The organism is Clostridioides sp. ES-S-0048-02, assembly GCF_020658495.1.
Lineage (GTDB): Bacteria > Bacillota > Clostridia > Peptostreptococcales > Peptostreptococcaceae > Clostridioides.
This window is the reverse complement of record NZ_JACVWH010000013.1, coordinates 1-13,362: the sequence shown is the minus strand read 5'-3', so window position 1 is coordinate 13,362 and position 13,362 is coordinate 1. Positions and strand designations below refer to the sequence as shown.

Sequence of the window (13,362 nt, the reverse complement as noted above, 5' to 3'; positions counted from 1 at the left end):
GATAGTTTTTATTAAAAATTAATATAATTATAATATAAAAATAAAATTTTTCAGAAAATTCATAGAAAGATATAGGCTTTTCATCAATAATTATATGCCAAAATAATCCAATTTATTTTCTATTATACCGATATGAAATGTATAAATCAATAGGAAAGACAACTAATATAACATATTCTATATATATAGTATAGCAAAATTTTACAAATTTTAAAATAAATATAAACTATCCATTTTACAAGAAATGACTACTTTTTATTAAAACACAGTATTTCCAATACATTCACCTTTAAAATTCTATTATGTTTTTCTTCTTCTATTCATTTCAACAAATCAACACTTAATTTTCATAATTAACTAAATTGAATAATATTTAATATAAATTTTTTAATATGCCACTTTCACCTAATTTTTTAAAGTCATTTTTTAAATATAAACTCTTTATAAATTCATTTATATAATTAAAATATTATATAAATGAATTTATAAAGAGTTTATATAATGAATAAATAAATAAAATAACACTAAAGTATATATAAATAAAGCAATACTTATATATTTTAGTGTTATTTATTATCTCAATATATTTAAGAAATTTATATTTAATTTTTTAAATCTTTTCTGTATAAAAATCTCATCCCTAATATAACTAATATAAAGCTTATTACAAGAACTAAAGCAAATTTAAATATATTTAAATTTGAAAAATCAACCTCAATAAACTTATATAAGTTAGCTATATTTCCTGTTGCATAATGGCTTACTATAACCGCTACACTATTATTTAAGAAATGTAATAACATTGATACAAATATAGAGCCAGACTTATATACACTGTATGCAAATATGATTCCTAATATTGATGTTGGAATTATTCTTATAAAATCCATATGCATAATACCAAACAATACTCCACTACATATTATTGCTAACTTTACAGACTTAACTCCATTTTTGGATTTACTAAATGCAGAAAATATAAAACCTCTAAAAAATATTTCTTCACATATAGCTGGCAATAATCCTATTATCAATAAATTCAATAGAAATTTATCCTTCATAAAAAGAGATTTATTTAAACTCTCAGCCACTTCCATATTTTGAGGAAATAAAAATAAAATTAACTGAGTTATAATCATAATAATTATGTATCCTCCAACCCAAAGAACAACGCCTCCTAAGAGATGTTTTAATGTTGGAATCTTTATACTAAATACTTCTCTAAAATCAGCTTTGATATAATATGCAAATATTAGTGGTAAAGCAATTATCATAACTTGCGTCATTACAATACCTGCTGTTCCAAATTTAATTTGAACCAAAGAACCAACATAAATTAAAAGAACTAATCCTACTGCATACAAAATAATACCATCACTCACAGTTGGTATAGACCCTTTTTTTATATTGCATCTTTTCTCCAAGAAAGAAAAACTCTTACTATTTCCAAAAAGTATTTCTTCAGAATTAAACATTTTAGACAGAAGTATAATTGCCAATATTACAAAAGCTATATTTGATGTTAAAACTAGTGCTATCAGATTTAAATCACTTTTAAAAGACAATACACTTTTTATAAGTAATGATATGTTTACCACAGGTATTACAGCTGTTACTCTATCCAATACTATATTGGGTATCATAGAAACATAAGATGGTATCATAATAACCAACATAAGAGGAGTTATATAGTTTTGAGCATCTTTAAAACTTTTTGCTAGTGAACATACACACATACTTATTGCTGCAACTACCATTGAAAACAGACATACACATATTAAAGTAGTAATAACTGGTAAAACTAAATCTCCATAATTAAAATTTCCAAAACCAAACTGGCTACTAAGACCACCACTAACTAAAATAAATGCCATCGTTAATCCTATAGATAAAATATTTAAAATTGCTGTTACTATTGCACTAAGGGAAACCGCCATATATTTTCCCATTACTAATTCTAAATTCGATATTGGGAGTGTAAATAAAGTTTCTAGTGTACCTCTTTCCTTTTCTCCAGCCATAACATCTATTGCTGGATATATTGAACCAAGCAAAACTCCTATTATTAATATAAATGGTAATATCTGACCTAAAAAGTAACCTGCTACTTCTTCTGTTTTTGCAATATCTATAGTATTGTATGTTATAGGTTCCAATGTACTCTGTACATCTAATCCTTTTTCAGCTAAAGTATTTTCTACAGTAAGTCTCTTGTATTTATCTAAAACAGTTTCAATTCTTTTTACAGAGTTAGAAGAATTTTCCTGAGATGAATTCATATATATTTTATAACTTGTAGCTGATTGCTTTTCTTCTATTTTTATGTAGGCATCAATTTTATTTTCTTCTAAAGACTTCTTATAATTATCAACACTTAATATTTTTATCTTGCCTTTATCATTTGTAGTATCTTTATTGTTCCCAGTGTCTTCCTCTAAATTATTCTCCTTTTCAATCATTGATACAAGCACTTTATTGGGTGTACTATCAAAAGCTATATTAATATCTTTACTATTCATACTATTTGCGGACATATTCATTACCTGAATCATCAACAACATAAGCAAAGGATATAAAAGAAGTGGTATAACAATCATCATAAATAAAGTCTTTTTGTCTCTTAGTATGTCTAACATTTCTTTTTTGAATATGTATTTTACAATTTTACTTCTCATCTAAACCTCCTCCATTCTAGCAAGATTTATAAACACATCTCTCAAGTTATTTACTCCTGATTCTTCTTTTAAACTTTCTGGAGTCCCTGATGCAATTATTTTTCCATTATGAATCATTAAAATCTTATCACATAAAATTTCTGCTTCTTCCATATAATGAGTTGAATAAAGTACAGTTTTTCCTATTAACTTTTCATTTTTCATAAAGTCTATTATAGATGCACTACTCAAAACATCAAGACCTAATGTCGGCTCATCAAAAATATATACTTTTGGGGAATGTATTAAGCAACGAGCTATAGATGTTCGCTGTGTCTGACCAGTTGATAGATTTTCAATTCTGTTGTCTATAAACTCATTCATATCCATTACTTTTACAACATTTTTAATTGATTCTTCTATTTCTTCTTTTGTCATTTCATATAAACTTCCAAAAGTTGTTAAAAGTTCTCTAGGAGAAAGTCTCCCATACAGCTTTGTATTTCCAGATAGATATCCTATTTCTTTTTTTGCTGAATTTCTATCTATTGAATAATCATATCCAGAAACACTTATATTTCCTGATGTTGGTGTTAATATTCCTCCTAACATTCTAAGTAATGTTGTTTTTCCAGCACCATTTGGTCCTAATATTCCAACTATCTCACCTTCTTCAACACTAAAAGAAACATTATTTACAGCAAGAAAGTCTTCTTTTTTAGTTTTAATCTTCTTTAATTTTTTTATCGAACTTTTACTTTTATCATCTTTTACAACCCTTGTAAAAGATTTACATAATTTATCTACCTCTATCATTTACCAACTTGCTCCTTTCTTATTTATAGATATATTTATATAAATATAACATATAAACCTTTTTTATATACTGTTTTTTATTTTAAAATATATTATTTATAAAAACACATATATTTACATGACAAATTATTACTTTTTATTCTTTTATAATATATATATTAACTAATGGATATAAAATAACATATGAATTTTTAAAGTATTAATAAATATTATCAATAAAAAAAAGTGTCTCTAATCTTTTAAACATTCTTTCAGACACTTTTTTCTAATTTCTCTTTTATTTTATTATCTAACTTTTTTGCCAAGTTTAAATACTGATAAAACATCTGACATTACATCTATATTATCTATAGGATTTCCATTTACCACTATCACATCTGCTTTCTTTCCTTTTTCTAGAGTTCCATAATTTTTATCAATTCTTAAAAGTTCAGATGCAGTTTTTGTAGCTGCTACTATTACATCCATGTTATCCATACCATAATCTGACATTAATTTCATTTCATAATACGTCTTTCCATGTTCATTATAAGAAGTTCCTGCGTCAGAACCAACTGCAATTTTAATTCCTTTTTTATACGCTTTTAAGAATGATTCCTTATGAGGAATAGCAACAATTTCGCACTTTCTAAGAGTAGCCTCAGTTATTCCACTTTCTTTTCCTGCATTTAAAATAAAATATGGTGCAGCAACTGTTGGAACTAGATATGTTCCTTTTTCAAGCATCAAATCAATTATTTCATCATCTAAATAAACACCATGCTCTATAGAAGTAATACCTGCAAGAACTGCATTTTTTATACCAGTTCTTCCTTGTGCATGTGTAGCAGTTATTTTACCTGCTTTTATAGCTTCATCTACAGCAGCCTTCATTTCCTCTAAAGTCAACTGTGGTGAACCTGGCTCAACACCATCAGTTGTTACACCTCCAGTAGCCATTATCTTTACACAATCTACTCCATTTTTTAAAACTGTTCTAGCTGATTTTCTACATTCATCTACTCCATCACTTTCAATACCAAAATAGTATCCATGTCCTCCTGTCATACATATAACTGGACCTGAAGTAACTATACCAGGACCATCTATAGATCCTTTGTCTATAAGATTTTTAAGTTGTACATCCACATATTTCGGACAACCTAGACTTCTAATATATGTTACTCCTGAATCTAAATATGCATCAAGTTGTTTTATTGTATTTACTACAAGCTCTACATCAGATACATTCTCATAATAAACTTTTGGATTTCCTACTGGTTCCATTGTCAAATGCACATGACAATTCATAATTCCTGGCATAACAGTTTTATCTAGGTAATCATACACCTCATATCCACTTAAATCTTCTCTTATATCTTCAATTTCAAGTATAGTATCTCCATCAATAATTATACCTTTATTCTCCATAATACTATTTCCTGTTCCATCAATTAAATTTCCTGCTTTTATATACTTTTTACTCATTTTTAAATTATCCCCCTCTTCAAGTATAATGTATTATTTATTTATTATTTTTAATATTCTAATAATTAATTCTACCACTATATTACTATCATTTCAAATTTAAGTGAATTAAATATCGGATTAAACTAGAATATATTATAATATTAGAATATTTATAATATGTAAAAGATATTAATCAAATTGCTTTTATATCAATGCTAAAATAAGACAAGATAATCAAAATGTATATAATTATCTTGTTTTATTTTTATCTATTCATTTTTATATTTTACATGAAAAAATATCTAAATTTAAAGTTATTTGATTAATACTATTATTTAATTTGCTACAAAGAATAACTTATCTTGTAAACTTACATCTCCATTTATCAATTCAGCTTCATATACTGTTTTTTTAAGATTCATATCAAATACTTGAAATTTTATTGGCTTGGTTCCAACTATATCAGAAGTAACTCCACTTCCTTTTTTCTCTCCTGAAATAGTTTCCTTTACACTTGAAATAGAGTATATTTTATCGTCTAATAACTTAACTTTCCTAACACCAGATAGTGCTTCATCATAATCTACTTTTAAATTAAGCCTTTCATAATCTTCTAGTTTAATTTCATTAGAATCAACACTATAAACAAGATTAATTATAAAACGACTCTTATCTGTAACTATAATATTTAGTTTGTTATCTTTAACGATATAGTCTAACTTTGTTTTACTCAATAAGCCCATTTCCCCTTGGTCAGCATTTTTTTCTTTATTTAAATTATCCATAAACTTGTTACTTTTATCGAAAGAATTCTCTTCTATATCATACACAATGAAATCTGAATAATTATCATGCCCTTCAATGTCACCATTTATCTCTTTGTTGTTTAACCTCTCTAAATAAAGTTTACTTCCAATAGAAAATTTAATCTCATTAATATTTTGTTGGTATTTACTTTGTGAGTCTAAATTAAATCTATTTAATAATTTATAGGATTTATTTTTTATATCTACCTTTAATATACAAATATTATTGACTGTAACACCTGAAACATTTGTTTCACTAATCACCATATATAAATTTCCTCTATATATTTTGTTAAAAATAGTTTGCCAACTATTTTCTTTAAAATCAGATTTTTTTAAATCAATATCAAAATTTTCTTCTAAGCCACTTTTCAAATTTTTATTTGAAACTTTTATATAATCATTTAAATGGTTTCTTTCCTGTACTGAATTAGACTTAGTAGAAGTATATGCTACCCCTATATTCAAATCATCTTTATATATAAATTCGATTCCTTTACCATCAATAAAATCGCTGTATTTCTTATCAATATGCAAATAATCATTTCCAATTTTAGTTTTAGGATTTATATCATTTCTTGTCCCATTTTTACTTATGGTTACTTCTTCATAAGTATATCTACTTATATTCGGTGTATATACTAAACTAACTCTTCCTATATCCTTTAGATTACCATTTAAAGTTCTTATAGATAATTTATTTTTACTAAGACAACTCAATATCAAAGTCATAATAATCATTGATAAACATACTGTTATAAAACATATTGTATATTTTCCTAATTTCTTTTCTCTCATATATACACCTCCTAAAAGTCAATTTTATTATTTAAAAGTTTATTAGACATAAAACTACATACAAATATGCTCACACTTGAATATACTACAGTAAATACATTACTATATTCATAAGGTATAATAAACTCTACAAGAATTATAAATATTAGAATTTCTATAACTAAAAATAGAAAACTCATTAAAGCTCTCATTTTATACACAGATTTATTTATAAGAATTGATGTGAATACTACACATATAACTCCTATTAGTAAAAATACATATTCTACTAATAAGTTCTCAAAGCTGTATGGAAGTAAAATATTTAATTTATATATTGTTTCTTGTACAAAATTATAGTTTGCAATACTACCAAGCATATAATTAGGTAGTATTTTACTTGCAATAAATAAAGTTATTGTAAATAATATAGTGTAGCTATACACTAGAAACAATACATTTAATAATTTAGATATATAAATATTAATTTTATTCTTGGGAAGCATCACAAGTGTATATATGGATTTGCTTTTCATGTCAAAATCTCTATACCAAATAAAAAAAGCATAACAAATACACACAAATATCCCAAATAAAAAACATGATTGTATAGAACCCATTATGTTTCCAAAACTTGAAAACCCCATGACACTTGCTGTTTCTATTGTCTTTCCTACTTTTGATAACTGCTCAGTTTTTACTGCATTTTCTATTATATAGTTATAATCATTTAAATTTTTCACTAGATTTAAAAATACAATAGAACAAAAACAACTTATTATAAATATATAATTTTTTATGTTTCTTTTTAAATCAAACTCAAATAACTTCATTAAATCCCTCATCAATTCACCTACTTTATTTCAAATTCTAAACTGCTATTTGAACTATTAAACTGTAATTCTCCCTTATACACTATTTCTTTCGAATTTTTATTTATTATATATAGAATAGTCTTATTGTCCCAGGGTAGTACGGAATTTGTTTTTGATGTACATACAATGATTTTATTTGAATCAATTTCAATGTTTCTGATGCTTCTTTCTTCTTTTTCATCCAAAACATATTTATCTTCAACTAAACTGCCATCTAGTATGTTATAAGTTATTAAATTTACCTCTTTACTTTTATTGGAATTATCTCTTTCTGACATTATCATATATAATTTACTATCTTTTAGCTTTGCTTTTTCCAAAGACATTCTATTATAACTTTTTAATTCTATTATTTTATCTTTATTCTCTTTAACATTATACTCAAGTAAATTGAGCTTAGAATCAACATCATCCCATGTATTTGCATTTATCGCTTCTATCAAAATATACATTTTATCTCCATCTTTACTAGAATAACTTACATCAATACTCTGTATGTTGTTGTATTTTTCAAAAAGATACTTGCTTATATTTATACTTTTTATCGTCTCTATTTTTTTACTTTTAGTATTAATCTTTATTATATCTATAGTATTCAAATCTTCTTCATTTTTTTCTGATGACTCATTTGGAGCATAAAGCACAGACACATATAAATCTTTTTTGTATCTTTTTGATGATAGCACTTTTACATGATACTCATCGATATCTTTATCTACTTTATATTTAGTTCTTATAAAATTATCCATATCTAGTTTTTCATATTCAACTTTTTTATCACTTCCTTCTGAAATAAATACACCTTTTTCTAGGTCTTCTTTTTTCTCATCTATAACAAAATTTATCCCTTTTGAACTAGATTTAGAATCATCACTTATTTCAAAACCAACATGAGCTATTGAATCCAAACCACTAGAGACATCGATTAGGTTATTCGTGTTCTCACTCTCTTTTATTGATTTTAATAATTCTGTTTTTTTAGTTTTATTGCTTCCATTTATTATATATCTTGAATTTATATATCCATTAAAATCATATCCAAAATATATGTTTATATAACCCAATTCATCTTGGTCACCTTTTATCGTTTTTATACTTAAATTGTTTTCATTGTTCAATAGGTCTATACTAAAATATATTGCCACTGCTAAAAATATAATAAGTATAGATATTTTAGATTTTAATTTCATGTCACACCTCCTAAATAGACAATTTCTTATTTATTAAGAAATAAGAGATTCCATTTAAAATAAACATTATAACTATAAAACTTAATACATGGTTACCTAAGGAATTAAGTTGTGTTCCAACAAATCCATAATACTTTCTAAACAAACTAATTATATTTATATATACTGTTGAAAAATATAACCCTGCCAAAATTATCAAGGTAATTAAAATCACATAAAATTTACCTCTGTAAGAAAATGTGAATAATATACAACTATTCAAAAAAGAAATAGCTACAAACAGTAAAAATACATAAATTGTTATGAAATAAATAAAATCGATTGGAATACTTTTTAAATTTAAATAATATAAATCCTGAGCAAAGGACATATTAACTATTGGAACATTTCTAAAAACAAAATTAAATATGTGTTTACATATAAATAATGTTGCTATCTGACTTATCAAAAAACCATATACCATTGTTATCAAAGTAATTGACTTAGATATACAAAGTTTAAATTTATTCTGAGGTAACATCATTAAAGTATAAATACTTTGATTTTTAGAAAAGAAATCTCTTTTCCACATAAAAATATAGTATGTAAACATTCCCAATATTCCATACAGTAAAATTGTTTGGATACATCTAAGATTGCCAATGATACCTATTCCATAAAATACACCTCCAAAATCCTCTATTGCTAAGTTTATAATAAATTTAGAGTTCTTAAATTTAATAATTTCAAATAAATTTAAGCCCAATGTAATTAAAGATAAAAAAGATATATAGGCTATATAAAACCTCTTATTTCTCCTTAAATCTACATTTATTAGACATAGAAGCTTATTCATTCTTATATACCTCCCTCATTTTATCTAATATAGACTTACCTTCTCTTTCTCTCAAATCTTCTGCATTAAATGATGTTATTACTTTACCTTCATCAAGAATTATAACTTCATCAACTAGACTTTCTATTTCTACTATCTCATGAGTGGTTATAATAATAGCTTGATTTTCTTTCATATACTGTGCTATTACTCCTATAAATTCTTCTCTTTTAAACAAGTCAATCCCTGTGAATGGTTCATCAAGTAATATATAGTCTGGGTCTTGACAAAATCCAAGAATTAATTTTACTCTTGCAATATTTCCTTTAGATAAATTGTCAATTAATTCATTTTCATTCAGTTTAAATATATCCATCATTTCTTTTGATTTTTCTTTATTCCATCTTGGATAAAAAATTTCCATAAATTCAAATGACTCTTTTATTGTTGTATTACTAAAGTGAGATTCTACATCTGGAACAAATGCAAGTTTATTATATATGTTTTTATTCATTTTTTCTCCATCTATTAAAATCTCTCCACTATCAATTTTTATAAGCCCTGCTATTGCTTTTAAAATTGTTGACTTACCAACACCATTTATCCCAAGTAAAGCTGTTATTTTTCCTTTTTCAATACTAAAGCTTACATTCTTTAAAGCATCTATTTTCTTTACTTTTAGTCCTTGCATTCTTTTATATGTTTTGCTTACATTTTTAATTTCTATCATATTAGTATCCTCCATATTTAATATGCTTGTACAATTAACCTTATAAGTTAAGTGTTTATATTTATTAAAAAACTAATATCTATCTTCTATTATCTTTAAAACTTCTTCTTTAGTAACATTTATTGCCTTCATATCTTCTATAAATACAACTAAAGATTCATTTATTAACTCTAGTTTTAAATTTTTTAATATATTTTCATCAACTGTCACGCTACTCTGATAGTTTTTAAAAGTATTTATTATATTCATATCACCCATCTCCTTATATGCCCTTTGAACAGTATTTAAATTTACTTTTAAATTAAGTGCCATTTCTCTTCTTGATGGTATTGTTTCTCCTGGTTTTAATTCTCCTGTTACTATTTGTCTCTTTATATGCTTTATTATTTGCAAATAAATTGGAGATGTATTATCTAATTCAAAATTCATACTTCCTCCTATTCTAGTGTATTAATACGATAATACACTTTTTCTAAAAAAATACACTTCTACTTTAAATTTTATTTTATATTTCGTTAAGTGTATTATACGATTAATACACTTAATTTGTAAATACTTTTTAATAAATTATTTGATTTTAATTTATTAAATCATTGAAATCAAAATTCAAATAATAAGTTTACAAAATTGAGCATCAAATGAGAGGATATATATTTTATGTTATGTTAGACTTGAAAACAAACAAGGTAAGGTTATATCATCAATGAATCAAAAATCTTATATTGTACTAATACTTAATGGGTTAATTAAACCATTATAAACATACCTAAGGAGGAAAACAAATGAATTATAAAATTGAAATTAAAAACATCGAATCAGTCACAGCAGCTACTATGAGTTACAATGGACCCATGACTGAAGCAACAAAATATTTTCCAAATGTATTTAAATCTATAAAAGGAAAATCAAATGGTGCACCATTCTTTTGCTACCATAATGTTGACCAAGAAACTGGCATAGGAAAAATGGAGTTATGTGTACCAACTTCTGAAACTCCAAATCGTATGGGTGTAACAATAAAAGAGTTTCCTAAAACAAAAGCTTTGTTTTTTACCCACATTGGTTCATATAACAATTTGCCGAAAACATATGAAATGATATTTAAATATATTCATGAAAATAATCTAACAATAAAAACTCCTTGGAGAGAAGTATTTATTAAAGGACCAGGTATGCTAATAAAAGGTAATCCAGATAAATATATTACAGAAATCATATTTCCACTTAAAGAGGAGGAATAATACATGTTGGCAATCGAAATCAACAATTTAGTAAAACAATATAAAAATGGTGTAAGAGCTTTAAATGGTCTAAGTTTTAGTGTAAAGACTGGAGAAATATTTTCTTTACTTGGTCCAAATGGTGCTGGTAAATCTTCGCTTATCAATATTTTGACCACTTTTTATAAGCCTACAGCGGGTAATGTAACGATGCTTGGAAAAGACTTAATAAATAATCCATCTTGGATACGCACTCAAATTGCTTGTGTAGCACAACAAGTATCTATTGATGAACACCTGTCTCTCATGGAAAACATGATATTCCAAAGCAAAATGTATAAAGTGGAACCACAAGTTGCAAAAGAAAGAATAAACTCTTTAATTGAAAAATTTGAGTTAACTAGTTACTTAAAGTATCCTACTTCATCTTATTCTGGTGGAGTAAAACGTAGATTAGATATAGCTATGAATATGGTGTCGTCTCCTAAGATTCTGTTTTTAGATGAACCTACTGTTGGTATGGATGTAGATTCAAGAAAAGCTATGTGGGATATGCTACTAAAAATTAGAGATGAATATGGTACAACTATTTTTCTAACTACTCATTATCTTGAAGAAGCTGAACAGCTAAGTGATAATATCTGTATTATGAAAAATGGAAAAGATTTGGCACAAGGAACACCATCTAGTTTACGTAATTATATTAAGCAAAATATACTTCGTATCGCATTTCATGATATTGAAGATATAAAAAAATATAAGAATGATATTAAAAATGCTTGCTTAGTTAAATTTATGAATATACATGAAAATTCTCTTTTCATAAGTGTAAAAGAAAGTAGAACTTCACTTACTTTAATAAATAAATTTCTTTTAGAGCATAATATAAAGTTTGATGCGATAGAAATTGTAGAGCCAAGTCTTGAAGATGTTTTTTTAGCATTAACAAGTTCTAATAAAGATTTAAAGGAGGAATGGAAATGTTAAATATCTTATGGCGTAATATGAAATGGCGTTTTAAAAATCCAATTTCATTTGTAGTTACTATATTACAACCTCTTCTTTGGCTTATACTTTATAGCTCTGTCGCAAACCAAACTATGAGTGATATGAATGTCGATAATTATACAGCTTTTATACTTCCAGGTATAATTGTATTGGTTATCTTTTCATCATGTAGTAGTGGTGGTATCATCAATTTTATAATGAAAAATAGCGGGAGTTTTTATAGAGTTTTAATTGCACCTATTAGTCGATATTCCATTGTCTTTGGTCAGTTACTAGAAGCTATCCTAGTGTCTTTTATTGAAGTAGCAATTTTATGCATAGTAAGCATATTCTTTTCAGTAAAAATAGCATCTGGTATTGGTGGAATTGCTATAATGATAGTATTGATATTTATGACAGCCTTTTTTTTATCAAGCCTAGCTTATGCTATAAGTCTATTATTACCAAATGAAATAATTTATGAAACAATTATGACTGCCATTGTACTTCCTATTTTCTTTTTAAGCTCTGCTCTCTTCCCTGTTGAAGATTTATCTGGAGGATTAAAAATAGCAGTTATGCTCAATCCATTTACCCATGTTATTAATACTTTACGTAGTCTAATATTTGGTGAAACCATTCTAGTTGGAGATATACTACCTGTTATAGTGTTATTTTTAATATTGTGTTGTGGAAGTTTCGCACTTGCTATGTGGAGACTGAAAAAAGAAATGGTAAGTTAATTTTTGAAGATAATGTGTGTAGATTTGTAAAAAACTAATCTATTATATATACACTAAAAAAGTGGTGTTCCAAAATGATTAATTAAAATCATTTTGAGACACCACCTTTATAATTCATGCTACTTAAGTGTATATTTATAAATTTATACAAGAAACTATAAACTAAAGTACTTATAGGTAATGTAAAATAATTTGTGCTTCAAGGTTAATAAAAATCTTCTTTATGGCAATGATTTAAATATAATCAAATGTCGTAAAGGAGATTTTTTATGAATACTTTAAGAAAACAATTAGTCAAAGA

Annotated in this window: 12 protein-coding genes; 3 read left to right on the top strand and 9 right to left on the bottom strand. The window is 25.6% G+C overall.

The window, feature by feature from the left end; translation table 11 throughout:
• Positions 1-602: 602 nt before the first annotated feature.
• The 9 genes from IC173_RS15070 to IC173_RS15030 all read right to left on the bottom strand — a co-directional run bounded on the left by IC173_RS15070 (position 603) and on the right by IC173_RS15030 (position 10,540).
• On the bottom strand, positions 603-2,675 hold the full coding sequence (locus IC173_RS15070) for an ABC transporter permease subunit/CPBP intramembrane protease (RefSeq protein WP_227855793.1): 2,073 nt from the start codon (positions 2,673-2,675) through the stop codon (positions 603-605).
• Entirely contained in the window at positions 2,676-3,470 is a 795-nt protein-coding gene (locus IC173_RS15065) for an ABC transporter ATP-binding protein (protein WP_227433060.1), read from the bottom strand. It abuts the gene before it with no gap.
• Positions 3,471-3,755: 285 nt separating this feature from the next.
• The gene (locus IC173_RS15060; protein ID WP_227823784.1) at positions 3,756-4,937 is read right to left on the bottom strand and encodes a metal-dependent hydrolase family protein; all 1,182 of its coding nucleotides are present in this window, start codon (positions 4,935-4,937) and stop codon (positions 3,756-3,758) included.
• A 317-nt stretch (positions 4,938-5,254) separates the two neighbouring features.
• Positions 5,255-6,523 (bottom strand): hypothetical protein, encoded by a 1,269-nt coding sequence (locus tag IC173_RS15055; RefSeq protein WP_227845862.1) that lies wholly within the window; start codon positions 6,521-6,523, stop codon positions 5,255-5,257.
• A gap of 11 nt (positions 6,524-6,534) precedes the next feature.
• Positions 6,535-7,335, bottom strand: coding sequence for a hypothetical protein (locus IC173_RS15050; protein WP_227831099.1), 801 nt, complete (start codon positions 7,333-7,335; stop codon positions 6,535-6,537).
• Between the two features lie 20 nt (positions 7,336-7,355).
• Entirely contained in the window at positions 7,356-8,567 is a 1,212-nt protein-coding gene (locus IC173_RS15045) for a hypothetical protein (RefSeq protein WP_227433056.1), read from the bottom strand.
• A gap of 10 nt (positions 8,568-8,577) precedes the next feature.
• Positions 8,578-9,402 carry an ABC transporter permease gene (locus IC173_RS15040; protein ID WP_227855792.1) on the bottom strand — a complete coding sequence of 275 codons (825 nt, stop codon included), beginning with the start codon at positions 9,400-9,402 and terminating at the stop codon, positions 8,578-8,580.
• Positions 9,395-10,111 (bottom strand): ABC transporter ATP-binding protein, encoded by a 717-nt coding sequence (locus IC173_RS15035; protein WP_227433054.1) that lies wholly within the window; start codon positions 10,109-10,111, stop codon positions 9,395-9,397. The genes IC173_RS15040 and IC173_RS15035 overlap by 8 nt, the downstream gene beginning before the upstream one ends.
• Before the next feature lie 72 nt (positions 10,112-10,183).
• Positions 10,184-10,540, bottom strand: coding sequence for a GntR family transcriptional regulator (locus tag IC173_RS15030; RefSeq protein ID WP_227433053.1), 357 nt, complete (start codon positions 10,538-10,540; stop codon positions 10,184-10,186).
• Positions 10,541-10,893: 353 nt separating this feature from the next.
• Here IC173_RS15030 and IC173_RS15025 point away from each other — a divergent pair, with 353 nt between their 5' ends.
• Genes IC173_RS15025 through IC173_RS15015 form a run of 3 tightly spaced genes read left to right on the top strand, consistent with a single transcriptional unit; the run spans position 10,894 to position 13,061 of the window.
• Positions 10,894-11,352: a GyrI-like domain-containing protein gene (locus tag IC173_RS15025; protein ID WP_227482395.1), complete on the top strand. Its 459-nt coding sequence runs from the start codon at positions 10,894-10,896 to the stop codon at positions 11,350-11,352.
• A 3-nt stretch (positions 11,353-11,355) separates the two neighbouring features.
• The gene (locus IC173_RS15020) at positions 11,356-12,318 is read left to right on the top strand and encodes an ATP-binding cassette domain-containing protein (protein ID WP_227823781.1); all 963 of its coding nucleotides are present in this window, start codon (positions 11,356-11,358) and stop codon (positions 12,316-12,318) included.
• The gene (locus tag IC173_RS15015) at positions 12,312-13,061 is read left to right on the top strand and encodes an ABC transporter permease (RefSeq protein WP_227482393.1); all 750 of its coding nucleotides are present in this window, start codon (positions 12,312-12,314) and stop codon (positions 13,059-13,061) included. Before IC173_RS15020 ends, IC173_RS15015 begins: the two co-directional genes overlap by 7 nt.
• Positions 13,062-13,362 lie beyond the last annotated feature (301 nt).